This window comes from Lysobacter niastensis (genome assembly GCF_015453285.1).
Taxonomy (GTDB): domain Bacteria; phylum Pseudomonadota; class Gammaproteobacteria; order Xanthomonadales; family Xanthomonadaceae; genus Lysobacter_J; species Lysobacter_J niastensis.
The window spans coordinates 105,339-130,652 of record NZ_JADLZT010000003.1 but is presented as its reverse complement, the minus strand read 5'-3'; the positions used below and the strand labels follow the sequence as shown (position 1 = coordinate 130,652).

At 68.2% G+C, this 25,314-nt stretch carries 24 protein-coding genes; 18 read left to right on the top strand and 6 right to left on the bottom strand.

What is annotated here, in order from left to right; all coding sequences use genetic code 11:
* The first annotated feature begins 35 nt into the window (after positions 1-35).
* The 6 genes from IU514_RS05665 to IU514_RS05640 all read left to right on the top strand — a co-directional run bounded on the left by IU514_RS05665 (position 36) and on the right by IU514_RS05640 (position 6,343).
* Positions 36-1,379, top strand: coding sequence for a TRZ/ATZ family hydrolase (locus tag IU514_RS05665; protein ID WP_194930128.1), 1,344 nt, complete (start codon positions 36-38; stop codon positions 1,377-1,379).
* Between the two features lie 52 nt (positions 1,380-1,431).
* Complete coding sequence (ubiG, locus tag IU514_RS05660; protein ID WP_194930127.1) at positions 1,432-2,160, top strand: bifunctional 2-polyprenyl-6-hydroxyphenol methylase/3-demethylubiquinol 3-O-methyltransferase UbiG; 729 nt, start codon at positions 1,432-1,434, stop codon at positions 2,158-2,160.
* A gap of 8 nt (positions 2,161-2,168) precedes the next feature.
* A complete protein-coding gene (locus IU514_RS05655) occupies positions 2,169-2,837 on the top strand; it encodes a phosphoglycolate phosphatase (RefSeq protein WP_194930468.1) in 669 nt (222 codons plus the stop codon).
* Positions 2,834-3,559 (top strand): phytoene/squalene synthase family protein, encoded by a 726-nt coding sequence (locus IU514_RS05650; protein WP_194930126.1) that lies wholly within the window; start codon positions 2,834-2,836, stop codon positions 3,557-3,559. Before IU514_RS05655 ends, IU514_RS05650 begins: the two co-directional genes overlap by 4 nt.
* Positions 3,560-3,670: 111 nt before the next feature.
* The gene (gene folE2, locus IU514_RS05645; protein ID WP_194930125.1) at positions 3,671-4,603 is read left to right on the top strand and encodes a GTP cyclohydrolase FolE2; all 933 of its coding nucleotides are present in this window, start codon (positions 3,671-3,673) and stop codon (positions 4,601-4,603) included.
* 165 nt (positions 4,604-4,768) lie between these two features.
* Complete coding sequence (locus tag IU514_RS05640) at positions 4,769-6,343, top strand: GGDEF domain-containing protein (RefSeq protein WP_194930124.1); 1,575 nt, start codon at positions 4,769-4,771, stop codon at positions 6,341-6,343.
* Between the two features lie 91 nt (positions 6,344-6,434).
* Here IU514_RS05640 and IU514_RS05635 read toward each other — a convergent pair whose 3' ends face one another.
* From IU514_RS05635 to yidD, 3 genes are read right to left on the bottom strand one after another with little or no spacing between them, the layout of a single operon-like run.
* On the bottom strand, positions 6,435-7,295 hold the full coding sequence (locus IU514_RS05635) for a M23 family metallopeptidase (RefSeq protein WP_194930123.1): 861 nt from the start codon (positions 7,293-7,295) through the stop codon (positions 6,435-6,437).
* An 8-nt stretch (positions 7,296-7,303) separates the two neighbouring features.
* Positions 7,304-8,650: a dihydroorotase gene (locus IU514_RS05630; RefSeq protein ID WP_194930122.1), complete on the bottom strand. Its 1,347-nt coding sequence runs from the start codon at positions 8,648-8,650 to the stop codon at positions 7,304-7,306.
* The gene (yidD, locus tag IU514_RS05625) at positions 8,635-8,886 is read right to left on the bottom strand and encodes a membrane protein insertion efficiency factor YidD (RefSeq protein WP_194930121.1); all 252 of its coding nucleotides are present in this window, start codon (positions 8,884-8,886) and stop codon (positions 8,635-8,637) included. The genes IU514_RS05630 and yidD overlap by 16 nt, the downstream gene beginning before the upstream one ends.
* Before the next feature lie 107 nt (positions 8,887-8,993).
* Here yidD and dksA point away from each other — a divergent pair, with 107 nt between their 5' ends.
* A complete protein-coding gene (dksA, locus tag IU514_RS19080; RefSeq protein WP_194930120.1) occupies positions 8,994-10,148 on the top strand; it encodes an RNA polymerase-binding protein DksA in 1,155 nt (384 codons plus the stop codon).
* Between the two features lie 163 nt (positions 10,149-10,311).
* Positions 10,312-10,779: a nucleoside deaminase gene (locus IU514_RS05615; RefSeq protein WP_228760522.1), complete on the top strand. Its 468-nt coding sequence runs from the start codon at positions 10,312-10,314 to the stop codon at positions 10,777-10,779.
* Between the two features lie 4 nt (positions 10,780-10,783).
* Here the strand turns inward: IU514_RS05615 and IU514_RS05610 are convergent, their stop codons facing one another.
* From IU514_RS05610 to cysS, 3 genes are all read right to left on the bottom strand, one after another.
* Positions 10,784-12,043, bottom strand: a complete 1,260-nt coding sequence (locus IU514_RS05610; RefSeq protein ID WP_194930119.1) for an MFS transporter — start codon at positions 12,041-12,043, stop codon at positions 10,784-10,786.
* On the bottom strand, positions 12,040-12,492 hold the full coding sequence (locus IU514_RS05605; RefSeq protein WP_228760521.1) for a SufE family protein: 453 nt from the start codon (positions 12,490-12,492) through the stop codon (positions 12,040-12,042). Before IU514_RS05605 ends, IU514_RS05610 begins: the two co-directional genes overlap by 4 nt.
* Positions 12,493-12,618: 126 nt before the next feature.
* The gene (gene cysS, locus IU514_RS05600; protein WP_194930118.1) at positions 12,619-14,001 is read right to left on the bottom strand and encodes a cysteine--tRNA ligase; all 1,383 of its coding nucleotides are present in this window, start codon (positions 13,999-14,001) and stop codon (positions 12,619-12,621) included.
* Positions 14,002-14,345: 344 nt separating this feature from the next.
* Here cysS and IU514_RS05595 point away from each other — a divergent pair, with 344 nt between their 5' ends.
* The 10 genes from IU514_RS05595 (at position 14,346) to IU514_RS05550 (ending at position 25,313) form a co-directional block, all read left to right on the top strand.
* Positions 14,346-14,795, top strand: a complete 450-nt coding sequence (locus IU514_RS05595; protein ID WP_194930117.1) for a hypothetical protein — start codon at positions 14,346-14,348, stop codon at positions 14,793-14,795.
* A gap of 286 nt (positions 14,796-15,081) precedes the next feature.
* Positions 15,082-16,092: an N-acetylornithine carbamoyltransferase gene (locus IU514_RS05590; RefSeq protein WP_194930116.1), complete on the top strand. Its 1,011-nt coding sequence runs from the start codon at positions 15,082-15,084 to the stop codon at positions 16,090-16,092.
* Between the two features lie 127 nt (positions 16,093-16,219).
* Positions 16,220-17,428 (top strand): argininosuccinate synthase, encoded by a 1,209-nt coding sequence (locus tag IU514_RS05585; protein ID WP_194930465.1) that lies wholly within the window; start codon positions 16,220-16,222, stop codon positions 17,426-17,428.
* 1 nt (position 17,429) lies between these two features.
* Positions 17,430-18,518, top strand: coding sequence for an acetylornithine deacetylase (locus IU514_RS05580; protein WP_194930115.1), 1,089 nt, complete (start codon positions 17,430-17,432; stop codon positions 18,516-18,518).
* Positions 18,519-18,689: 171 nt separating this feature from the next.
* Positions 18,690-20,018 carry an acetylglutamate kinase gene (locus IU514_RS05575; RefSeq protein ID WP_194930114.1) on the top strand — a complete coding sequence of 443 codons (1,329 nt, stop codon included), beginning with the start codon at positions 18,690-18,692 and terminating at the stop codon, positions 20,016-20,018.
* On the top strand, positions 20,015-20,626 hold the full coding sequence (locus IU514_RS05570; protein WP_194930113.1) for a GNAT family N-acetyltransferase: 612 nt from the start codon (positions 20,015-20,017) through the stop codon (positions 20,624-20,626). Before IU514_RS05575 ends, IU514_RS05570 begins: the two co-directional genes overlap by 4 nt.
* Positions 20,610-21,590, top strand: a complete 981-nt coding sequence (argC, locus tag IU514_RS05565) for an N-acetyl-gamma-glutamyl-phosphate reductase (RefSeq protein WP_194930464.1) — start codon at positions 20,610-20,612, stop codon at positions 21,588-21,590. Before IU514_RS05570 ends, argC begins: the two co-directional genes overlap by 17 nt.
* Entirely contained in the window at positions 21,587-22,876 is a 1,290-nt protein-coding gene (argH, locus tag IU514_RS05560) for an argininosuccinate lyase (protein WP_194930112.1), read from the top strand. The genes argC and argH overlap by 4 nt, the downstream gene beginning before the upstream one ends.
* Positions 22,873-24,036 carry a glutamate 5-kinase gene (gene proB / locus IU514_RS05555; RefSeq protein WP_194930111.1) on the top strand — a complete coding sequence of 388 codons (1,164 nt, stop codon included), beginning with the start codon at positions 22,873-22,875 and terminating at the stop codon, positions 24,034-24,036. Before argH ends, proB begins: the two co-directional genes overlap by 4 nt.
* Positions 24,033-25,313: a glutamate-5-semialdehyde dehydrogenase gene (locus tag IU514_RS05550; RefSeq protein ID WP_194930110.1), complete on the top strand. Its 1,281-nt coding sequence runs from the start codon at positions 24,033-24,035 to the stop codon at positions 25,311-25,313. Before proB ends, IU514_RS05550 begins: the two co-directional genes overlap by 4 nt.
* Position 25,314 lies beyond the last annotated feature (1 nt).

Genomic DNA, 25,314 nt, shown 5'->3' with positions numbered 1-25,314 from the left:
CCCGGCGTTCGCCGGGATGACGGACCAGGAAGCCCATGACGACCGACTCCCACCCCCAGTCCTGCGACCTCTTGATCGAAGCCGGCTGGGTGGTTCCGGTCGAACCGCACGGCGTGGTCCTGGAGGATCACGCCGTCGCCGTGAAGGACGGCGCGATCGTCGCGCTGCTGCCGACCCGCGAGGCACGCGCACGCTTCGTCGCCACCGAGACGGTCTCGCGTCCCGACGCGGCGCTGATCCCGGGCTTGGTCAACGCCCACACCCACAACCCGATGACGCTGCTGCGCGGCATCGCCGACGACCTGCCGCTGATGGAGTGGCTGCAGGGCCACATCTGGCCAGTCGAGGGTGCGGTGATCGGGCCGGAGTTCGTCGCCGACGGCATCACGCTGGCGATCGCCGAAATGCTGCGCGGTGGCACCACCTGCGCCAGCGAGAACTACTTCTTCCCCGACGTCCAGGCCGCTGTCTACAAGAAGCATGGATTCCGCGCGCGTGTCGGCCTGCCGGTGATCGACTTCCCGACCGCCTGGGCGAGTTCGTCGGACGAATACTTCGATCGTGCCGGTGAAGTGCACGACCAGTGGCGCGACGATCCGCTGATCGCGACGACTTTCGCGCCGCACGCGCCGTACACGGTGTCGGACGCGAACTTCGAGCGCATCCGCATGCTCGCCGACCAGCTCGATGTGCCGGTGCACCTGCACACCCACGAGACCGCACACGAGGTCACCGAGTCGCACGACAAGCTGGGCCAGCGTCCGCTCGCGCGCCTGGACCGGCTCGGGCTGGTCAACGACCGCCTGATCGCGGTGCACATGACCCAGCTGACCCACGCCGAAATCGAGCTGTGCGCGCAGCGCGGCGTCAGCGTCGTGCACTGCCCGGAGTCCAATCTCAAGCTGGCCTCGGGCTTCTGCCCGGTCGGCAAGCTGCAGAAGGCGGGCGTCAATATCGCCATCGGCACGGACGGCTGCGCCAGCAACAACGACCTGGACATGTTCGGCGAGACACGTACCGCCGCGCTGCTCGCCAAGGCCGTGGCCCAGGACGCCTCCGCGTTCGATGCTGCCAGCGCGCTGCAGGCGGCGACGATGGGCGGCGCGCGTGCGCTCGGCTTCGAAACGAAGATCGGCTCGATCGAAGCCGGCAAGCAGGCCGACCTGGTCTGCGTCGATCTCGGCCAGCTGGAGACACAGCCGCTGCACCACGTCATCTCGCAGCTGATCTATGCGACCGGCAGGCACCAGGTCAGCGATGTGTGGATCGCCGGCCAGGCGAAGCTGAGCAATCGCGTTCTGGTGGACATGGATACCGCCGCGCTGGTCGCCAATGCACGGCAGTGGCGCGACCGCATCGCCGCGATCCGGATTTCGTGATGGTGTTGCACGTCCCGGCGTTACGGGGCGATGACCTGAGAGAGAGCGATTGATGACCGGCGCCCCCGTTTCGAACAACAACGACAACTACAGCCAGGCCGAGCTCGACAAGTTCGGTGCGCTGGCGCAGCGCTGGTGGGACCCGGAAGGCCCGCAGAAGGCGCTGCACGCGCTCAACCCGGCACGCCTGGGTTACGTCGCCGGCCGCACGCCGCTGAAAGGCACGCGCGTGCTGGACGTGGGGTGTGGCGCCGGTCTGCTGAGCGAAGCGATGGCCGCCGAAGGCGCGCAGGTGACCGCGCTCGACCTCGCGCCGGAACTGGTGAAGGTGGCCCGCCTGCACGGCCTGGAGAGCGGCGTGAAGGTCGATTACCGGCTGCAGTCGGTGGAGTCGCTGGCGGCTGAGATGCCCGGCGAGTTCGACGCGATCACCTGCATGGAGATGCTGGAGCATGTGCCCGATCCGGGCTCGGTGATCCGCGCCTGCGCATCGCTGCTGAAGCCGGGCGGCCGACTGTTCCTGTCCACGCTCAACCGCACCCCGGCGGCGTTCGCACTGGCGATCGTCGGCGCCGAGTACGTCGCCCGCATCCTGCCCAAGGGCACGCACCAGTACCGCGACTTCATCAAGCCGTCGGAACTGGCGGCCTGGTTGCGTGCGGCTGGTCTGCATCTGGAGGACGTCAGTGGCCTGATGTACGAACCGTGGCGCAACAGCGCACGCGTGATCGGCCGCACCGACGTGAACTACCTGGCATGCGCGATCAAGGCGCAGGCGTGAGCAGGACGATGGCGTTTCCGAAGGCGGTCCTGTTCGACCTCGATGGCACGCTGCTCGACAGCGCGCCCGACATGCTCGCTGCGGTCAATGCGATGCGTTCCGCCCGTGGACAGTCCGGCATGCCGCTGGAGGCGTTGCGTCCCCATGTCTCCAAGGGCGCGCGGGCGATGGTGGCCGCGGCGTTCCCGCAGGTAGAGGCGGCCGAGCGCGAGGCGTGGATCCCCGAGTTCCTCGACCATTACCAGCGCGAGCTGGGACGCCACGGCACGCCGTTCGAAGGCATCGAGACGATGCTGTCCGCGCTGGAAGCCGCGGGATGCACATGGGGCATCGTCACCAACAAGCCCGAGTACCTCGCGCAGCAGCTGATTCCGCTGCTGGGCTGGGAGCAGCGCTGCGCGGTGCTGATCGGCGGCGACACGTTGCCGGAGCGCAAGCCGCATCCGCTGCCGCTGACGGTGGCGGCCGAGCGCATCGGCGTGGCGCCACAGCAGTGCATCTATGTCGGCGACGACGAGCGCGACATCCTCGCCGCGCGCGCCGCGGGCATGCCGTCGGTGGTCGCCCTGTGGGGCTATCGACTGACCGAAGACGATCCGTTCGCCTGGCAGGGCGACGTCATGATCGAGACCCCCGAAGCGCTGGCCGCGCCCGAAGCCTGGCCGGCGACGGCATGACCATGGCCGAAACGCAGTTCGCAGCGCACGACCACGACGAGGCGCTGGAAAGCTTCGTCGACAAATGGCGCGCGCGCTGGCCGGAGTGGGCCGTGGCGCAGGTGTTCGTGCCTGCGGCGCAGCGTCCCATCGCACTGGCCTGGGCCTCGCTGCTGCAGGAACTGACCGACGCCGCCTGGGGCGGAAGCGACGCGCGCCCGGGCGAAGCCAAGCTGGCCTGGTGGGGAGAGGAACTGCAGGGCTGGGCCCTGGGTCGTCGCCGCCATCCCCTCGGCGCCGCGTTGCAGCGCCAGCCGGCACCGTGGGCACAACTGGCTTCGGCGTTGCCTGCACTGCGCGAGAGCCGGGAACGTCCGCGCGACCGCGCGGACGCGGTGGCCGCGCTGCAGCCGTTCGCGCGCGCGGTGGCCGCGACCGAGGCCGTCCTGTTCGAAGCACCGTTCGAACCCGCGATTCCGGCCGTCACCGCCGGCCTGCTGCATGCACGCCTGGCGCAGATGGGCGAGTCGGCGGTACCGCTGGGCCTGCTGGCGGTTGCCGGCGACCACGGCCCTAGACGGGCCTGGAACGGCGAGCTCCTGGCGCATTGGCCAGCCCTCGCCGGCGCCCGGCCACGGCGGATCTGGTCGGCCTTGGCCCGCCAGCGCCTCAGCCGCGGCGATGCAGGCCTGCCGCTGCCGCCCTGGGCGACGCTGCTGACCGCCTGGCGCAGCGCACGCTGATCCAAGGCGAACCCCCGAAACTGACTGTTGCAGGGCCGCAGGGGGCCCGGTCCGGGCGGGCCGCTACAATGGCCGTCCGTTGCGTCCCCCACGCGCCGAACCGATACCGACGTGAGCACTCCTTCCAGCACTCCGCGCCATCTTCCCGATGTGGCCTTCGACGCCGCCGCCGCCGCGCGGCCGCTCGACTGGGTCGGCATGTCGAACGTGGCCCTGCCGCTGCGCGTGGCGACGGGCGAGGGCGAGGCGATCACGGTCGCGGCTTCCGTCGACGTGTCGGTCGACCTGAAGGATGCCGACACCCGCGGCATCCATATGTCGCGCATGTACCTGCAGCTGCAGGGCGCTTTCGCCAGCGAGACCGTCACGCCGGCTGGCCTGCGCCGGGTGCTGCAGACCCTCATCGACAACCAGGGCGGCATCTCCACCGCGTCGCGGCTGGTGGTGCGTTACGAGCAGTTGCTGCTGCGCCAGGCACTCGCCAGCGACAACGCCGGCTGGAAGCGCTATCCGGTCGAGATCGAAGCCACGCTGCGCGAAGGGCACCTGCACCTGGCGCTGCGTTTCGCGGTCGAATATTCCAGTACCTGTCCGGCGTCCGCTGCACTGTCGCGCCAGCTCAACGCCGAACGCTTCGCCGAGGATTTCGCCGCGGCCCGGCCGCTGTCGGCGGCGGTGGTCAGTGACTGGCTGGCGTCCGAGCGCGGCCTCGCGGCGACGCCGCACGCCCAGCGCAGCCGCGCCGACATCCGCGTCGAGCTGCGCCCGGCCTTCGACGAACTGCCCCTGTCGGCGCTGATCGATGCCGTGGAGCGGACGTTGGGCACGCCGGTGCAGACGGCGGTCAAGCGCGAGGACGAACAGGCTTTTGCCCGCCTCAACGCCGAGAACCTGATGTTCTGCGAGGACGCCGCCCGCCGCGTCGCATCCGCGCTCTCGGCCGATCCGCGCATCGAGCGCTTCGATGCGCAGGTGTCGCACTTCGAGAGCCTGCACGCCCACGACGCGGTCGCCCGGGTGAGCGGTACCGGCGCCCGGGAGTAACCCTCCGGAACGGCCTATTTACTTGGTCGACATGACCTGGGCTATGCTCGGGGCGCTGCGCAGTGCCGCGACGGGTTGGGGGAACCCTTGGGACGGACGGGGCGGGCCATCTGTTTTCTGGTCGGAATTCTGTTGGCGGCCTCGGCGCCGGCGCAGGATTTCCGCGTGGCCAGGCTCGACGCCGATCCCGTTCCTGCAGAAGTCCTGACCGGCGCTCTCGACAACCAGTTCAGCGACGTCGAAGGCCAGACCATCTTCGAGACCAGCCGCCAGCCGCGCTGGTGGCGGCTGGTGGCCACGCGGGACATACCGGCTGCGGACGACCCGCAACTGCTGCTGATGGCGCCCTACTTGAACGAGGCCGAGGTCTGGACGCCCGGCGAGCCGCTGCCAGTGCGCCGCGCGTTGTACGGGCCCGCCGCCGACGATGCGGTATCCACGCGGGCGCTGGTGGTCGCGCTGCCCCGTGGCGTGGTCGCCGGCGAACCGATCTACCTGCGGGTTCGCGCACCGACCACGCTGCCGATGCCCGTCAGCGTCGAATCGATGGCGGACGTGCATCGAAAGGACCTCACCCATGTCGCCTTGCGCACGGCGGTGCTCGCGACAATGGCGGTACTGGCGTTCCTGGCCGTCGGGTTCCGGGTCGGCGTGGGCGAGACCAGCTATACCTACCTGCTGCTCACGCTGATCGCGCAGATCGGCTACCTGTCGTTGACCGGCGGCGAGCTGCGCATGTCGCCCGTGCTGGCGGACCTGATCGGAAGCGACCCGCGCATCGGACGCCTGCTCGGGCTGATCGCGCTGCTGGCGAGCACGCACTTCCTCGCGTTCTACCTGAATCTCAGCGAGCGGCAGCCACGGCTGATGCGTCTCGTGGAAGTCTGCAGCGCGGCGATGGGCCTCCTGCTGCTGGTTTCGCTGGCGACGCCATCGGAGATGGTCGGCGGCATCGCCAATCTGGTCCTGCTGGTGGTCACCGGCACACTGTTCCTGGCCAGCGTGGTCGGCTGCATCGAACGCCAGCGCTCGGCCTTCTTCGTGCTGCTGTCGTGGCTGCCGATGTTCGCGCTGGCGGTGTGGCGCGTAGGCGAGCTGCAGGAGTGGTGGCCGGTTTCGCCGTGGATGCAGTACGCCTTTCCGGCCAGTTTCGCCGGTGCCGGACTGGTGCTGATGGTCGGCCTGACCGACAAGATGCAGCAGTTGCGCCGCGATCGCGACCGCGCCAGCCAGATGGCGACCTACGACAAGCTCACCGGCGCGCTGTCTCGCGTGGCGATCGAGGAGCGCCTGCGTGATGCCATCGACGATGCCCACGCGCAACGCCGGCGGCTGTCGATCGTGTTCTTCGACATCGATCGCTTCAAGCAGATCAACGACCAGCACGGTCATCGCGTGGGCGACGAGTTCCTGCGCATCATCGTGCTGCGTGCGCGCAATCGCCTGCGCGTCTACGACATGTGCGGCCGCTACGGCGGCGATGAGATCCTGGTGATACTGCCCGATACCGGGCTGGGCGAAGCCATGGGCGTCGCCGAGAACCTGCGCTCGGCCATCGACAGCCGGCCGCTGTCGATCGATGGCGGCCTGTTCGAAGCGAGCCTCAGTATTGGCGTCGCGGAGTTGCGGCAGGGCGAGGGCATGTCCGCACTGATCGAGCGCGCCGACGGCGCGCTGTACGCGAGCAAGGCCGCGGGGCGCAATCGCGTCAGCAGCGGTCACGCTGTCGCGACGGCGTGACCGATCTGCACGTCGCTCCGCGCCGTGTGGAAACACAGCTGCGGCAGTGACGAACGCGCCGCAGCGCGTGCTGACGGTGAACTAAAGGTGGTTACTTCCCACGTTCGAGCACCAGCAGCGGATCGATCCGCACGTCGAACCAGTTCATCCCCCAATGCAGGTGCGGTCCGGTCGCGCGTCCAGTGGCGCCGACGGCACCGATGATCTGGCCCTGGTTCACGCGGTCGCCCACCTTCACGTCGATGCGCGAGAGGTGCAGGAAGTTCGAGCTGACGCCGTGGCCGTGGTCGAGCAGCAGCGTGCCGCCGGTCAGGTACAGGTCGGGCGAGGCGAAGGTGACGATGCCGCTGGCCGGCGCCTGCACCGCCGTGCCGTTGGGCGCGGCGATGTCCATGCCGGAGTGCGGCGATTTCGGCGTGCCGTTGTAGACGCGCTGGTTGCCGAAGCGGCCGCTGATGCGTCCCTGCACCGGCCAGACGAACGCCTGGGCAAAGTCCGCACGGTCGTCGTCGCGTTCCCGCGCCGCACTGACCTGCGCCTGTTCGCGTTCGATGCGGGCGGCGATGTCCGGCGGCGGTTCGACCGTCGCAGGTGGGACGCCATCGATCTTCTCCACCGGCCAGTCGCGCGGCGTGACCGCCACTTCAAGCGTCTGTGCCTGGCCGCCCGGGAAGGTAACCTCGACGCTGGCCGGACCGCTCTCGTCGCGCCCGACTCCGAATACCACCGAGCCATAAGGGGTAGGGCGCAGGTTCCGGCCGCGGTAACGGACGCTGCTTCCCGGCGGCACCTTGCCGATCACCAGCGCTCCCTGCTGCACCGAGGTTGGGAAGACGATGCGCGTGTCCGCAGGTACCACGGATGAGTTCGGCGCAACGCTCTCGCGAGCAGGGGCCGCGGAGCAGGCAGTCAATGCGGCCAGCGCCAGCGCGGCCGGCAACGCCAGCCTCAACTCCGTCCTCAACGCGCGAAGGCCAGTCGCTGGCCGGCGGGTGCGCCGACGAGCTGCCGTCCGTTCCACGCGAGCACGCCATTGACCCAGGTCGAGGCGATGCGGGAATGGAACGTCGTGCCCTCGAACGGCGACCAGCCGCACTTGGAGAGCACGTCCTCGCGCTGCACCGTGAAGGGCGTGTCCTCGACCAGCACCAGGTCGGCGGCGTAGCCCTCGCGCAGGAAGCCGCGTCCTTCGACGTCGAACAGCTGGGCCGGGGCATGCGCGAACTTCTGCACCACCTGGGCGGTGGTCAGGCGGCCTTCGTGCACCAGTTCCAGTGCCGCCACCAGTGCGTACTGGACCAGGGGCAGGCCGCTCGGCGCGGAGGTATAGGGGCGCGCCTTTTCCTCCAGCGTGTGCGGTGCGTGGTCGGTGGCCAGCACGTCGATGACGTCCTCCGCCAGCGCGGCGATCAGCGCCTCGCGGTCACCGGCGTCCTTGATCGCCGGGTTGCACTTGATCAGGTGGCCCAGCCGCTCGTAGTCGGCGCGGTCGAAGCGCAGGAAATGCACGCAGGTTTCGGCGGTGATGCGCTTGCGGCTGCCGTCGGCGCGCACCAGCGGACCGCGCTCGAACAGGGCGAGCTCGTCGGCGGTGCTGATGTGCAGCACGTGCAGCCGCGAGTCGTGCCTGCGCGCCAGCGACAGCGCCAGCTGCGTCGACTTCATGCACGCTTCGCGCGAGCGGATGTCGGGGTGGCAGGCCGCCGGGATGTCGTCGCCGTACTGCGCCTTGTAGCGCGCCAGCTCGGCGTCGATCATCGGCGTGTCTTCGCAGTGCGTGATGATCGGCGTGGGCGCGTCGCGGAAGATGCCGTCGAGGATGTCGGGGTTGTCGACCAGCATGTTGCCGGTCGAGGCGCCCATGAACACCTTGATGCCGGGCGCGCTGCGCGGGTCCAGCGACTGGATGTCCGCGAGGTTGTCGTTGCTGGCGCCCATGTAGAAGCCGAAGTTGCCCCAGGCGCGGCCGGTCGCTCGGCGGTACTTGTCCTCCAGCGCCGCCGCGTTGAGCGTCGGCGGGCTGGTGTTGGGCATGTCCATGAAGGTGGTGAGGCCGCCGGCGACCGCGGCTGCCGACTCGGTCGCCATGTCGGCCTTGTACTCCAGGCCGGGTTCGCGGAAGTGGACCTGGTCGTCGATCATGCCCGGCAGCAACCGGCAGCCCGCGGCGTCGACGACATCCTCGTTCGCGCGCGCCTTCAGCCCGCTGCCGATCTGCGCGATGCGTCCGTCCTCGATGCGCAGGTCTCCGTCGAACTCGCGACCCTCGTTGACCAGGCGGGCGTTGACGATCAGTGTCGATGACATGGGCTCTTTCCGTGTGAGTCGTCGCCGGGCACGGGATCGTACCCGCCGGGGTGAAGGGGGTGGCAGCGCAACACTCGCCTCACGGCCAGCCAACTACCCTTGATCGCGCCGAAACGCGCGATCGCCTGCATCGCATAAACGGAGCAGGTGGGATGGAAGCGGCAGCGCGGACCGAGCAGCGGACTGAGCCACCGCTTGTAGGCGCGAAGCAGGACGATGAGCAGACGGTCGATCACGATTCCTTAATGCGGACAATCACTTGTGGTGCGGTTGCCGCCGTTGCCCGGGGCAGGGTATAACAGCGCGCTTTCCCGTCACAAGGGAACAGAAGGACATCTCACTCGTGGCAGTGAAAAAACCCGTCAAGAAGGCCGCCAAGGCCGTCAAGAAGGCCGCCGCCAAGTCGGCTCCCAGCAAGTCGGCCGCAAAGAAGGCCGTGACCAAGAAGCCGGTAGCCAAGAAGGCTGCCGTCAAGAAGGTTGCGGCCAAGAAGCCGGTCGCCAAGAAGGCGCCGGTGAAGCCGGCGGCGAAGAAGGCCGTTGCCAAGAAGCCGGTGGCCGCGAAGAAGGCTGCGGTCGCCAAGAAGCCGGTTGCGAAGAAGCCGGTCGCCGCCGCAAAACCCGTTGCAAAGAAAGCAGCTCCGGTGAAGAAGGTCGTCGCCCAGAAGGCGGCTCCTGCCAAGCCGGCTGCCGCCAAGTCAGTTCCCGTCAAGCAGGCTCCTGCGAAGCAGGTACCGGCACCCAAGCCCGTCGCCGCCAAGGCGCCGGTCGCGAAGGCGTCGGAACCGGTCAGCAAGCCGGCTGACACCAAGCCGTCCGTAGTCAAGAAGCCCGCGCCTCGTCCTGCCACCAAGACAGCACCGGTAGCGGCCGAAGCCAGTACTCCCGCAACCGCAAAGAATTCCGTGACTCAAACTGTTCCCAGCAAGGTACCTGCGCAGAAAGCCGCAGCCGTCAGTTCCACCGCAAAACCTGCGGCGACCCCGCGCCCGGCCGGCAAGGTCGCGGTCGCCATCGCGGCCAAGCCGCAGGCACCGGCGCCGAAAGGCAAGGTAAAGGTCGTGCCGTACAAATCCGATTCCAGTGGGCGTCCGATCGTCCCGGAGGGCTACCGCCCGACGGTGGACGAGGAGTACATGAGCCCGCTCCAGCTCGAATATTTCCGCCAGCGCCTGCTGCATTGGCGCGCGGACCTGGTCGAGGAGTCCAAGCAGACCATCGAGAACCTCAAGGACGAAGTCCGCGACGTCGGCGACGAAGCCGAGCGCGCGACCCGCGAGACAGAGAACTCGCTCGAACTGCGCACCCGTGACCGCTACCGCAAGCTGATCAGCAAGATCGACAGCACGCTCAAGCGCGTCGACTCCGGCGACTATGGCTACTGCGTCGATACCGGCGAAGAAATCGGCCTGGAACGCCTGGAGGCCCGCCTCACCGCCGAGCGCACGATCGATGCGCAAGAGCGGTGGGAGCACCTGCAGAAGCAGATGGGCGACTGAAGGTTCCGGGCATGGCCCGGACCCCGCCCGAATCGCCCCCTGCGGGGGCTGAAGCCCGGCTACGGCCGGGCTTTTTCGTTCATGGCGCCAATGGACAGGAACCGGCGGGCGGCGTGCCGCGCATGGAGGCATGCTATTCGCTGGCCATCGCGGAATCGCCGACATGCCCTTCCCAACGGACGCGCCGGAGTTGATGCGCGAGGCTATCGCGCTTGCCCGCGCCAACATCGACGCCGGCGGCAGGCCGTTCGGCGCGGTGCTGGTGCGCGACGGTGAAGTGATCGCGCGGGCCGTCAACCGCATCCACGAGACGGGCGACCCGACCGCGCACGCGGAATTGCTCGCGATCCGCGAGGCCGCCCGCGCCCTGGGCAGCCCCCGCCTGGACGGCTGCGTGATCTACGCCAGCGGCCACCCGTGCCCGATGTGCCTGGCGGCGATGCACCTGTGTGGCATCGAGGCGGTGTACTACGCCTACTCCAACGAGGAGGGCGAGCCCTACGGACTGTCGACCGCCGCGGTCTACGCACAGATGGCGCGTCCGCCGCAACAGCAATCGCTCCCGGTGCGCATACTGATGCCGGACGGCGAGGCCGGCTTGTACGAAGCCTGGCAACACGGGCGCGGCTGAACGCTCAGTGCAGTTCGCGCAGGTCCAGGCGCCGCAGTTTCGGGGCCAGCCGCGCTGTGATGCCGACCACGGCCAGCGTCATGCAGCCGCCGAAGATCACCGAGGGCACCAGGCCGAGCAGGCGCGCCGCGACGCCGGATTCGAATGCGCCCAGTTCGTTCGACGACCCGATGAAGATGCCGTTGATCGACGACACCCGCCCACGCATGTGGTCGGGCGTGGCCAGTTGCAGGATGGTCGAGCGCACCACCACCGATACGCCATCGCACATGCCCGACATCATCAGCAGCAGCGCCGACAGCCACAGTTGCCGCGACAGGGCGAAGCCGATGATGCAAAGTCCGAAGCCGGCCACCGCGAACAGCAGGATCCGTCCGGCATTGCGCTGAAGGGGGTGCCGCGCCAGGTAAACGCCGACGAGTACCGCACCGGCCGCTGGTGCGGCGCGCAGCAGTCCGAGCGCCTCCGGCCCGTAGTGCAGGATCTCGTTGATGAACGCCGGCAACAGCGCGACCGCGCCACCGAACAGCACCGAGAACATGTCCAATGCCTGCGCGCCGAGCACGACCTGGGTATTGAAGACGAAGCGCAGGCCTTCGCCGATGCTCTTGAACACGGGCGCGCGCTCGGAGGGCATCGGTGGCTCGGTGACGCGCAGGCTGATGACCGCGATGGCCGCGGCGGCGGCGAAGCCGGCCGCGACCAGGTAGGCCGAGGTCTTGCCGCCCCAGGCCACCAGCAGGCCGCCCATCGCCGGACCCAGCACCAGACCGCTCTGCATCACCACGCTGCTGACGCCGGCGCCGCGTGCGAACTGCTCGCGCTTGAGCACGCGCGCGAAGAGCGACATGTAGACCGGCGCGAGGAACGCACGTACCACGCCGTTGACTGCGATGGCGGCATAGATGGTGAGCGTGCCGAAGCCGCCGAAGCCGGCGGGCAATACGCCACCGGCGACCGCCGCAAGCGTCAGCGTCGTCACCAGCAGGCCGATGCAGGCCGCCATGCCGAGCTTGCGGCGAGGCAGGTGGTCGACCGCATAACCGGCAAACAGCGCGAAGCAGAAGTACGGGATGACCTCGGCCAGGCCGATCAGGCCCAGCGCGAGCGCATCGCGGGTGAGTTCGTAAACGTGCCATCCGACCGTCACCGCGACGATCTGGTACGACAGCATCGCCAGCAGACGGTAGACCAGCAGGCCGACGAAGCCGCGGTTGTGCAGCAGCGCCGAGACGCCCGGGGCTTCGGCCGCGGGCTGGCTCACAGGTGGCGCTGGGCCTGGTCGCGGATGAAGCCCAGCAGCGCGGCGAGGCCGTTGCTGCGGGTCGGCGAGAGATGCCTGGCCAGGCCGATGTCGGCGATGTAGTCGGCGTCGGTGCGCGCGATCTCGGCGGCGCTGCGGCCGGAGTACACGCGCAGCGCCAAGTAGATCAGGCCGGAGACGATGGCCGAGTCGCTGATCGCATGGAAGTCGAGCCGGTCGCGGCCGCCCTCGGCGACGATCCATACCATCGACTGGCAACCGTGCAGGCGATGCTCCTCGGTCTTCCACTCGGCCGGCAGGTCGGGAAGCTTGCGGCCGAGATCGATCAGGTACTGATAGCGCTCGGACCAGTCGCCGAAGAAAGCGAACTCGTCGCGGATCGCGACCTGCGCGTCGGTGGCGCTGGTTTCGATCGGGAAGGGGCTGGCGGGGATGGCGATGGCGTTCATTTCAATGGGATTTTACGCCGTCGCGTGTCGACGGACCTTGATCGCGGATGACCTGGTGCGTTGCAGGAGCGACTTCAACCGCGACCTCGGCGTGGCTGTCGCGGCGGAAGCCGCGACAGCAGGCCATCAACCCCGCTTCCAGCGCACGCCCTGCGGCGTGTCCTCGAGCACGATGCCTTCGCTGGCGAGCTGGTCGCGGATGGCGTCCGCACGGGCGAAGTCGCGAGCCCTCTTGGCCGCGATACGCTCGTCGATCAGCGCCTGGATGCGGACGTCGTCCTCCGCGGAGGCGCCGCGCGCAAACCACGCCGCCGGCTCCTGCTGCAGCAGGCCCAGCGCCAGGCCGGCACCGAGCAGTTCACCCTTCAGGCGCGACTTGTCCGCGTCCGTCTCGGCCTTGCGCGCATCGCCGGCGATGCGGGACAGCTCGGCCAGCGCCTGGGGCGTGTTGAGGTCGTCGTTCAGCGCGGTCTCGATCGATGCCGGAATGGCAGGATCGGCAAGGTCCGTCACGACGGCGACATCGGCCAGGTCGCGCAAGGTGCCGTACAGGCGGTCCAGCGTGCGCACGCACTGTTCGATCAGGCCGTCCGACCAGTCCAGCGGCTGGCGATAGTGGGCGGAGAGCAGGGCGTAGCGCAGCGCCTCGTGCGGGTGGTGCTGGATCAGCTCGTGCACCCGCTGGATGTTGCCCACCGACTTGGCCATCTTGGCGCCGGCGAAATTGAGCATGCCGTTGTGCAGCCAGAAACGGGCGAACGGCTTGCCGCCGTGGGCGCATTCGCTCTGTGCGAGCTCGTTCTCGTGGTGCGGGAACTGCAGGTCGACGCCACCGGCATGGATGTCGATGGTTTCGCCGAGGTGCGTGGCCGCCATCGCCGAGCATTCGATGTGCCAGCCCGGACGGCCACGGCCCCAGGGCGAGTCCCAGCCCGGCAGGTCGTCGGTCGAGGGCTTCCACAGCACGAAATCGCCCGGGTCGCGCTTATAGGGCGCCACGTCGACGCGCGCACCGGCCAGCAGTTCCTCGGGATCGCGGCGCGAGAGCTTGCCGTATTCGGCAAAGCTGGCAACCGAGAACAGGGCATGGCCTTCGGCGGCGTAGGCATGGCCGGCCTCGATCAGGCGTTCGATCATGGCGATGATCTGGCCGATGTGGCGGGTGGCCTCGGGCTCCAGGTCCGGCGGCTGCACGCCCAGCGCGGCCATGTCCTCGCGATAGATCGCGGCGAAGCGGTCGGTGATCGTCGAGATCGGCACGCCCTGTTCCTTGGCGGCGGTATTGATCTTGTCGTCGACGTCGGTGATGTTGCGGGCGTAAGCCAGGTCGCCGAAGCGTCGGCGCAGCAATCGTGCCAGCACGTCGAACACGACCGGCCCGCGGGCATTGCCGATATGGGCATAGTTGTAGACGGTCGGCCCGCACACGTACATGGTCGGGCGGGCGGGATCGAGCGGCACGAACGGCTCGACCCGACGCGTCAGGCTGTTGAAGAGTTGCAGGCTCATGGGGGCACCGCTGGGAATGGCGGCCATTCTAGGGCCTGTTAACGCTATGGGGGACAGGCCGCGCCGGCCCTCCGGGTTGCACCTCAGGGGCCGCCATGCGGCGTCGCGTGCCTTGAGCTTGCAATCAGCAAGCCGCTGCGGCGCGCAACACCACCTGGCGGCCCCTGAGGTGCAACGCGGCCTATCCCCATGGCGTCAACAGGCCCTACGGCCCGGAGCGATTGCGAAATGCGGGCCTGCCGGGCCGTCGGCAGGTGCGTGCCGCCGGGTCCTTGAACCGGGGTTCAGGCCCTAAGTCATGACAGCCATTACACTTTCTGAACAAAGCTGACCCCGCGAGCCTGATGAACCGATTTTTTCTGCTGCTGCCGACCCTGACGCTCGCCCTGTGGGTCAGTGCCGCGGTGGCGCAGAACACGGTCATCCAGGCCGAGAACGTCCGTTTCGATTACGCCCAGGTGCTGCGGGTCACCCCGGTCTACCAGACCCTGCGCGCCAGCAGCGTCGAGCAGCAGTGCGAAGGCGACGAGGATTCGCGCCTGTCGCGGGTGGTCGGCAAGGTCAAGGACGCGCTGACGCGCGAGGACAAGGGCGAGAAGGACGGCAAGGGCTCGGCCGCGGCGAACTGCAAGCCGGTGACGGTGGAGCGTGAGTTCCGCCGTCCCATCGCCTATGACGTGGACTACGTCTACAAGGGCTCCAAGTTCCGCTCCCGCCTGCCTGAAGACCCCGGTAACCGCCTCCGGATCCGGGTTTCGGTGACGCCGGTGGTGGCACCGGCCCGCAGCCGTTGATGCCTGCTCAGGCCTCTCGGGCTTGCGCCTGCGGCGGGTGCATGCGAGCATTCGCGCCCTGATGAACGCCCACTACGCCGACGCCGACATCCTGACCTCCGCCTACATGGCGGCGGGCATGACCTCGCGCGCGCGTCGACCGTTTCCCTGCCATCCAGCTGGGTAACGGTTGCACACGCCAACATTCGTAACGGCGAAGTGACACAGAAAAGCCCAGCCTAAGCGCTGGGCTTTTTGCTTTTCGGGCCCGCGCAACGACTGTCCCCTCAGACACGGAACGCACTCGATGACCCTCAAGCATTTCCTCAACACCCAGGACTGGTCGCGCACCGACCTCGACGCGCTGCTGGCCCAGGCCAGCGCCTTCAAGCGCAGCAAGCTCGGCGACCAGCTCAAGGGCAAGTCGATCGCGCTGGTGTTCTTCAATCCGTCGATGCGCACGCGTACCAGTTTCGAACTGGGCGCGTTCCAGCTCGGCGGCCACGCCGTCGTGCTGCAGCCGGGCAAGGACGCGTGGCCGATCGAGTTCAACCTCGGCACGGTCATGGACGGCGAGACCGAGGAGCACATCGCCGAGGTCGCCAGGGTGCTGGGCCGTTACGTCGACCTGATCGGCGTGCGCGCGTTCCCGAAGTTCGTCGACTGGCAGTACGACCGCCAGGACATCGTCCTGAACAGCTTCGCGAAGTACTCGCCGGTGCCGGTGATCAACATGGAGACGATCACCCATCCGTGCCAGGAGCTGGCGCACATCCTCGCGCTGCAGGAGCACTTCGGCACCTCCGATCTGCGCGGCAAGAAGTACGTGCTGACCTGGACCTATCACCCCAAGCCGCTCAACACCGCCGTGGCCAACTCGGCACTGACTATCGCCACGCGCATGGGCATGGACGTGACGCTGCTGTGCCCGACGCCCGAGTACATCCTGGACGAGCGCTACATGGGCTGGGCCGAGCAGAACGTCGCCGAGAGCGGTGGCTCGCTCAGCGTCAGTCACGACATCGAGAGCGCCTACCGCGGTGCCGATGTCGTCTACGCGAAGAGCTGGGGCGCGCTGCCGTACTTCGGCAACTGGGAACCAGAAAAGCCCATCCGCGACCAGTACAAGCACTTCATCGTCGACGAAGCCAAGATGGCGCTGACCAACCACGGCGTGTTCTCGCATTGCCTGCCGCTGCGCCGCAACGTCAAGGCCACTGATGCGGTGATGGATTCGCCGCAATGCATCGCGATCAACGAAGCCGAGAACCGCCTGCATGTGCAGAAGGCGATCATGGCCGCGGTGATCGGCAAGTAACGACATAGCCCCTCCCGCGAACGGGAGAGGTTTGGGGTGAGCGCAAGTCGCCGCACACCCGTCGCCCCCATCCAAACCCTCTTCCGCAAAGCGGCGGAGGGAGCAAAGAACAAAGAACCGAGAACCCATCATGAGCAAAGACATCGTCCTCGCCTTCTCCGGCGGCCTCGACACCAGCTTCTGCGTGCCTTACCTGAAGGAGCGCGGCTGGAACGTGCACACCGTGTTCGCCGACACCGGCGGCGTCGACGCCGAGGAGCGTGCTTTCATCGAACAGCGCGCGGCGGAACTGGGCGTGGCTTCGCACGTGACCGTCGATGGCGGCCCGGCGATCTGGGAGGGCTTCGTCAAGCCGTTCGTGTGGGCGGGCGAGGGCTACCAGTCGCAGTACCCGCTGCTGGTGTCCGACCGTTACCTGATCGTCGATGCCGCACTCAAGCGCTGCGATGAGCTCGGCACGAAGGCGATCGCGCACGGCTGCACCGGCATGGGCAACGACCAGGTGCGCTTCGACCTGGCGGTGAAGGCGCTCGGCGACTACGAGATCGTGGCCCCGATCCGCGAGATCCAGAAGGAGCACACCGAAGTCCGCGCCTATGAGCAGAAGTACCTGGAAGACCGTGGCTTCGGCGTGCGCGCCAAGCAGAAGGCCTACACCATCAACGAGAACCTGCTCGGCCTGACCATGTCCGGCGGCGAGATCGACCGCTGGCAGGCACCGGGCGAAGGCGCGGTGGGCTGGTGCAAGCCGCGTAGCGAATGGCCGGCGCAGCCGCTGCGCGTGAAGATCGGCTTCGTGAACGGCGAGGCGGTGACGCTGGATGGCCAGAAGATCGCCGGCCGCGCGATGCTCGCCAGGCTCAATGGCCTGTTCGGCCAGTACGGTGTCGGTCGCGGCATCTACACCGGCGACACCACCATCGGCCTGAAGGGCCGCATCATCTTCGAAGCGCCGGGCCTGACTGCGCTGCTTGCCGCGCACCGCGCGCTCGAAGAGGCGGTGCTGAGCAAGCAGCAGAACCGCTTCAAGCCGGACGTGGCGCGCAAGTGGGTGGAGCTGGTCTATGAGGGCTTCTTCCACGATCCGCTCAAGACCGACCTGGAGGCCTTCCTGCAGTCGACGCAGTCCACCGTCAACGGCGAAGTGACGCTGGAGACGCAGGGCGGCACGGTGACCGCGGTGGCGATAGAGTCCAGGCACATCCTCAACGCCAAGGGCGCGACCTACGCGCAGGCGGCCGATTGGGGCGTGGCCGAGGCCGAAGGATTCATCAAGCTGTTCGGCATGAGCAGTACCCTGTGGGCCGAGGTCAATCGTGGCGCCGGGAAGGGCTGACGTGCTCGCCAAGACGCTCAAGCATCTCGAAGCGCTGGTGTCGTTCGACACCCGCAATCCGCCGCGTGCCATCGGTACCGGCGGCATCTTCGACTACCTGCGCTCGCAGTTGGCGGACTTCAACATCGAGGTGACCGACTACGGCGATGGCGCGGTGTCGATGCTGGCCGTGCGCGGCAATCCGCGCCGGCTGTTCAACGTGCACCTGGACACGGTGCCGTCGTCGGAGGCGTGGAGCGCGGATCCGCATCGGCTGCGCGTGACCGAAGATCGCGCCATCGGCCTGGGTGCCTGCGACATCAAGGGCGCCGCCGCCGGCCTGCTGACCGCCGCGTCGGTCACCAAGGGCGATGCCGCGTTCCTGTTCAGCACCGACGAGGAAGCCAACGATCCACGCTGCATCGCCGGATTCCTGGCGACGGCGCCCGCGTTCGAGGAAGCGATCGTGGCCGAGCCAACCCGTTGCGAGGCGGTGCTGGCGCATCGCGGCATCAGCTCGGTGCTGCTGAAGTTCCGCGGCATGGCCGGTCACGCCTCGGGCGCCAACGCCATGCAGGCCAGCGCCCTGCACCAGTCGATCCGCTGGGGTGGCCGCGCGCTGGATTTCGTCGAGAGCCAGGCGCACCAGCGCTTCGGCGGTCTCACCGGCCTGCGCTTCAACATCGGCCGGGTCGAAGGCGGCATCAAGGCGAACATGATCGCGCCGAGCGCCGAAATGCGTTTCGGCTTCCGGCCGCTGCCGTCGATGTCGATCGACGCGTTGCACGAGCACTTCGGCACGCTGGTGGAGGCCGGTGCGATCGAGCGCTACGAGGAAACCTTCCGTGGCCCGTCGCTGCCATCCGGCGACGTTGCCGATGCCGAGCATCGCCGTCTTGAGGCGCGCGATCTCGCCGACGCGCTGCAGTTGCCGATCGGCAATGCGGTCGATTTCTGGACCGAGGCTTCGCTGTTCTCCGCCGCCGGCCTGACCGCGATTGTCTACGGCCCCGGCGACATCGCCCAGGCCCACACCGCCGACGAATGGGTGGAGTTGCAGCAGCTTCGCCAGTACACCGATTCCGTCATCCGCATCCTCGAGAATCCATGAGCCTTCAAGTGATTCGGGAACCATGAGCTTTGGGAGCCCCCTTGAGTCAAGGGGGCGGCCTCGACGCGAAGCGGCGAGGCGGGGATCTGGCGCTAGACCCTGAGGGCACCGCGCAGCGGCGCCCGCCGACCCGAAGCCAGTACGCGAACAGACAACAGCAACGCAAAAAAGATGAACGACACCCACGATCTCCAAACCCGCCAGACCATCGTGCGCCTGCTTTCGAGCATGGCCAGCGCGAAGGAAATCTCGCAGTACCTCAAGCGGTTCTCCCAGCTCGACGCCAAGCGCTTCGCCGTGGTCAAGGTCGGTGGCGCCGTGCTGCGCGACGATCTCGAGGCGCTGACCTCTTCGCTGGCGTTCCTGCAGGACGTCGGCCTGACCCCGATCGTCATCCATGGCGCGGGCCCGCAGCTCGACACGGAGCTGTCGGCCGCCGGCATCGAGAAGAAGACCGTCAACGGCCTGCGCGTCACGTCGCCGGAAGCGCTCGCCATCGTGCGCCGCGTGTTCCAGACACAGAACCTCAAGCTGGTCGAGGCGCTGCAGGCGTTCGATGCGCGCGCGACTTCGATCGTGTCGGGTGTGTTCGAGTCCGAATACCTCGACCAGAACACCTATGGCCTGGTCGGCGAGGTCAAGCGCGTCAACCTGGCGCCGATCGAGGCCAGCCTGAAGGCCGGTTCGATCCCGGTCATCGCCAGTCTTGGCGAGACCGCGAGCGGGCAGATCCTCAACGTCAACGCCGACTTCGCCGCCAACGAACTGGTGCAGGTGCTGCAGCCGTACAAAATCGTGTTCCTGACCGGCACCGGCGGCCTGCTCGACGATGCCGGCAAGGTCATCGACTCGATCAACCTGTCGACCGAGTACGAACACCTGATGGCGCAGTCGTGGATCAACGGCGGCATGCGCGTGAAGATCGAGCAGATCAAGGACCTGCTCGACAAGCTGCCGCTGACCTCGTCGGTGTCGATCACCAAGCCTTCCGAGCTGGCCAAGGAACTGTTCACCCACAAGGGTTCGGGCACGCTGGTGCGGCGCGGCGAGCGCGTGTTGCAGGTCAGCGAGTGGGACGAGCTGGACCTGCCGCGCCTGCGAGAGCTGATCGAATCCGCCTTCGGTCGCCGCCTGCTGCCCGATTACTTCGAGCGCACGAAGCTGCACCGCGCCTACGTCAGCGAGAACTACCGGGCCGCGGTGATCCTGACGCGCGAGGATGGCCTGACCTACCTCGACAAGTTCGCCGTGCTCGACGAAGCGCAGGGCGAGGGCCTCGGCCGCGCGGTGTGGCAGGTGATGCGAGAGCAGAATCCGACGCTGTTCTGGCGTTCGCGCCACGGCAATGCGGTCAATCCGTTCTACTACGCCGAATCCGACGGTTGCATCAAGCAGGAGAAGTGGAAGGTGTTCTGGTACGGCCTGGAAGGCTTCGAACAGATTGCCTGGTGCGTGGATCATTGCGCCACGCGGCGACCGACCCTGGTGGACGCGGCATGAGCGCGGCGTTCCTCGATCCTGTCGTGCTGGAAGGCCGTCACGTGCGGCTGGAACCGATGGGGGCCGGCCATGCGACGGCACTCGCCGCGGCGGCCGCCGACGGCGAGCTGTGGAAGCTGTGGTACACCAGCGTGCCGAAGCCAGAAGCCATCGACGAGCATGTCGCGCTGATGCTGAAGCGGCGCGAGCTTCGCACTTTTCTGCCGTTCGTCGTGACGCTGCGCGACAGCGGCGAGGTGGTCGGGCAGACCACGTTCTGCAATGTGGATCACGACCACCGCCGCGTCGAGATCGGCTACACCTGGTATTCGCAGCGCGTGCAGCGCACCGCGGTCAACACCGAGTGCAAGTGGTTGCTGCTGCGCCACGCCTTCGAGGAATGGCAGTGCATCGCCGTGGAGTTCCGTACGAACTGGTTCAACCAGCAGTCGCGTGCGGCGATCGCGCGCCTGGGCGCCAAGCAGGACGGCGTGCTGCGCAGCCACATGCGGATGCCGGACGGCAGCCTGCGCGATACCGTGGTGTTCTCGATCATCCAGCCGGAGTGGCCGGCAGTGAAGGCCAACCTCCGCTATCGCCTGGACCAGGGAGATAACGGTCATGGCTAAGTCGGTAGGCATCGTCGGCGCGCGCGGCTACGTCGGCGCGGAGCTGATCCGGCTGATCGCCGGGCACCCGGAGTTCGAACTGGCATTCGTGTCGTCGCGCGAGCTGGTCGGCCAGCGCGTGGCCGATCAGTTCCCGGAGTTCGCCGATCGCATCGGTAGCGAGCTGCGCTATTCCTCGCCCAGTCACGAGGAACTTCCGGGCCTCGGCGCCGATGCCGTCGTGCTCGCGCTGCCGAACGGCAAGGCGGCGGCGTGCGTGGCGGCGTTCGATGCCGCGGGTGCCGATCCAGTGATCATCGACCTGTCGGCCGACTACCGCTTCGACAACGGCTGGTATTACGGCCTGCCGGAGCTCACTCGCAAGCAGTACTCAGGCCAGAAGCGCATCAGCAATCCCGGCTGCTACGCCACGGCGATGCAGCTGGCGGTGTCGCCGATGCTCGACGCGCTGGACGGGCCGGTGCAGTGCTTCGGCGTGTCGGGCTATTCCGGCGCAGGCACTTCGCCCTCGGACAAGAACAACCCCGACAAGCTGCGCGACAACCTGATGCCGTACGCGCTGACCAACCACGTGCACGAGCGCGAGGTCACGCGCCAACTCGGCCACGAGGTGCAGTTCCTGCCGCACGTCGCGCCGCACTTCCGCGGATTGACGATTACCGCCAACCTGCCGCTGTCGCAGGCGTTCGATCGCGAGGCCATCGTCGGCCGCTACCGCACGCGCTACGCCGGCGAACCGCTGGTGGACGTGCAGGACGAAGCGCCGTGGGTCAGCCGCATCGCTGGCCGGCACCACGTCGAGCTGGGCGGCTTCACGCTGTCGCCGGATGGGCGTCGCCTGGTCGTGGTCGCCACCGAAGACAACCTGCTCAAGGGCGCGGCGACGCAGGCCCTGCAGAACCTCAATCTCGCCTTCGGGTTTGATGAAATGGCGGGCATTCCCGCCGCGGAGCACAACGCATGAGCCAGCTGCTTTGGCAGAAGCCCGGTGTCCAGGTCGATGCACGCATCCAGCAGTTCCTGGCCGGCGAGGACGTGATCCTCGACCGTGAGTTTTTCCTGTTCGACATCGATGCCAGCCGCGCGCATGCGCAGGGCCTGCAGCAGATCGGCATCCTCGATGCCGATGAACTGGCCGGACTGGAGCGCGAACTGACCGCGCTGGCCGAGGACTTCAAGGCCGGGCGCTTCGTGCTCGACGAACAGTACGAGGACGGCCACTCGGCCATTGAAGTGCGCCTGGTCGAACGCCTGGGCGATGCCGGCAAGAAGATCCATACCGGCCGCAGCCGCAACGACCAGATCCTGGTCGCCACGCGCCTGTGGCTGAAAGATCGGCTCGCGCGGCTCGCCGCGGTCTGCCGCGAAAGCGCGCAGGTCGCGCTGGCACGTGCCGGCGTGGAAGGCGCGATGCCGCTGCCCGGCTATACCCATCTGCAGCGTGCGGTGGTGTCGTCGCTGGGCATGTGGTGGGCGGCGTGGGCAGAGGGCTTCATCGATGACGCACAACGTGCGCAGCAGACGCTGGGCTGGGTCGACGCCAATCCGCTCGGCAGTGCCGCCGGTTACGGCGTGAACCTGCCGCTGGCGCGCGAGCACACGACGTCGGCGCTCGGTTTCGGCCGTATGCAGGTGTCGGCAGCCTACGCGCAGCTGTCGCGCGGCAAGTTCGAGATGGCGGCCATCGAAGCGCTGTCTTCGGCGCTGCTCGACCTGCGCCGCCTGGCCTGGGACCTGAGCCTGTTCACCAGCGCCGAGTTCGGCTTCGTCGCGCTGCCGTCGCAGTACACCACCGGCAGTTCGATCATGCCGAACAAGCGCAATCCCGACGTGATCGAACTGATGCGCGCCAGCTATTCGGCTGCGGCCGCTGCGCGCACCGAGATCGAGCAGTTGCTGTCGCTGCCGTCGGGCTACCACCGCGACCTGCAGTTCTCCAAGGGCGCGATCTTCCACGCCTTCGGTCGCGGCCTGGGTGCCCTGGAGCTGCTGCCGGACCTGCTGCGCAACCTGGAGTGGAAGACCGAGGCGATGCGCGCCGCGCTCGACCCGTCGATGTACGCCACCGACCTCGCGGTCGACCTGGCGCGGCAGGGACTGCCGTTCCGCGAGGCGTATCGCCAGGCGGCCGACCCGGCGCGCTGGGCGCAGGGTGATCCCGAAGCCAGCCTGGCGGCACGCACTTCACCCGGTTCCGCCGCCGACCTGAGGCTGGCCGAACTGCAGCAACGCCTGGACGCGCTGCAATGAGCGCGCCGGGAAGTTCGATCGATCGAGACTTCCCGGCGCAACCCCTGCCGCGCTGGCAACGCGCGGTGCTGAAAGTCGGCAGCAGCCTGCTGGCCGGCTTCGGCGATCATCCCCATCCGGGACTCGATGCACGCCATGCCGCGGGGCTGGCGCGCTTCATCGCACACAGCCATTCCCAGGGCCGCGAGGTGGTGCTGGTGTCCTCCGGCGCGGTCGCAGCCGGACGCGCGCGTGTTGCCTCCGGTGGCGATGGTCTCGTGCTTCGGCAGGCCCTGGCGGCACTCGGGCAGGCCTCGCTGATCGCGTTCTGGCAGCAGTTGAGCGAGCGCCCGGTGGCCCAGGTGCTGCTGACGCACGACGACCTGCGCCACCGCCGCCGTTACCTCAACGCCCGCGCCAGCCTGCGCGAGCTGCTGCGGCTGGGCACGCTGCCCATCATCAACGAGAACGACACCGTCGCCGTCGACGAGCTCAAGCTCGGAGACAACGACAACCTCGCTGCCGCCGTGGCCTCGCTGGTCGATGCCGACCTGCTGCTGATCGCCACCGACATCGGCGGCCTGTACAGCGCGCATCCGCAGCGCGACCCATCGGCGCGGCCGATCACGTATGCCGAGCGGGTCACGCCCGAGCTGCTCGATGCCGCCGGCGGGGCGGGCGTGCTGGGGACCGGCGGCATGCGCACCAAGCTCGAGGCGGCGGCGAAGGCTGCTGCCGCCGGCATCGCCACGGCGCTGTTCTGCGGGCGCGACGTGGGCGTGGTCGAGGCCCTCGCCGAGGGACGCCTGCACGGCACGCTGGTGTCGGGGCAGGGCGATCGCCTGCGCGCGCGCAAGCAGTGGTTGCGGCACGCGCCGGCGTCCGGCCGCCTGTGCATCGATGGAGGCGCCGCCGAGGCCTTGCACCGCCGGGGTGCGTCGCTGTTGCCCGGCGGAGTGACCTCGGTCCATGGGGGGTTCCGTCGTGGCGACGTGATCGAGATCGCCGGGCATCCCGATGCCGCACCGTCCGCGCGCGGACTGGCGCAGTACAGTGCGGGGGAGATCCAACGGATCGCCGGGCGCCACAGCCGCGACATCGAAGCCGTGCTCGGGTTCCGTTACGGTGAGGCGGTGGTCCACCGCGACGACCTGGTACTGCTGGCAGCGGAGGCGGAATGAGCTCGGATGTCCGTGGCTATGTACGTGAACTGGCAGAGCGCGCCCGCGAGGCGCAGCGCGCAATCGCGGCGCTGGAGCCACAGGAGCGGCGACAACTGATCGAAGGCATGGCCGCGCAACTGCGCCAGCAGGGCGCAGCGGTGCTGGCTGCCAATGCCGGGGACATGGCCCGGGCGCGCGAGGCCGGGCTCGCGCCGGCACAGCTGGACCGCCTGATGCTGGATGCCGCCCGCCTGGAGTCGATGGCCGTCGCACTGGAAGAGGTTGCCGCGCAGCCTGATCCGCTGGGCGAGGTGACGCGTCGAGACCGGCGGCCCAATGGCATCGTGATCGAGCGCCAGCGCGTGCCGCTGGGCCTGATCGCGATGATCTACGAGGCCCGGCCCAACGTGACGGCCGATGCCGCCGCACTGTGCGTGAAGGCCGGCAACGCCGTCGTGCTGCGGGGCGGTTCGGAGGCGCGGGCTAGCAACGCCGCCATCGCAGCCTGCCTGCATGCGGCATTGCGCGAGCATGGCCTTCCCGAAGCGGCGGTATCGCTGGTGGCCGACGCCTCGCGTGAGCACGTGCTGGAGCTGCTGCAGCTCACCGGCCTGGTCGACCTCGCGATCCCGCGCGGTGGCGAGGGACTGATCCGGTTCGTCGCCGAACATGCGCGCGTGCCGGTCATCAAGCACTACAAGGGCGTCTGCCACCTCTATGTCGATGCCGCCGCCGATCCGGTGAAGGCGCTCGACCTGCTGGTCGATGGCAAGGCCTCGCGGCCAGGCGTCTGCAACGCGCTCGAGACCCTGCTGGTGCATCGCGACATCGTGCCCGTGTTCATGCCGCTGGCACTGGAGGTGCTGGCGAACCGCGGCGTTGAGGTGCGAGGCTGCGCGCGCACGCGCACCTGGGGCGATGCGGTGCGTCCGGCCGAGGAGGCTGATTACGCCGCGGAGTTCCTCGACCTGATCCTGGCCGTTCGCGTGGTCGACAGCCTTGCCGAGGCGCTCGCGCACATCCAGCGCTACGGTTCCGACCACACCGAGGTGATCGCGACCGAGGACGCCGCGGCGTCCGACGCCTTCATCGCGGGAACGCGAAGCTCGGCGGTGATGGTGAATGCGTCGTCACGCTTCAACGACGGCGGGCAGCTCGGGCTGGGAGCGGAGATCGGCATTTCGACCACGCGCCTGCACGCGTACGGACCGATGGGGGCGGAGTCGCTGACCATCGAACGATTCGTCGTCCGGGGCGATGGCCAGGTGCGACATCCCGAATCGATGGCGGGCTGAA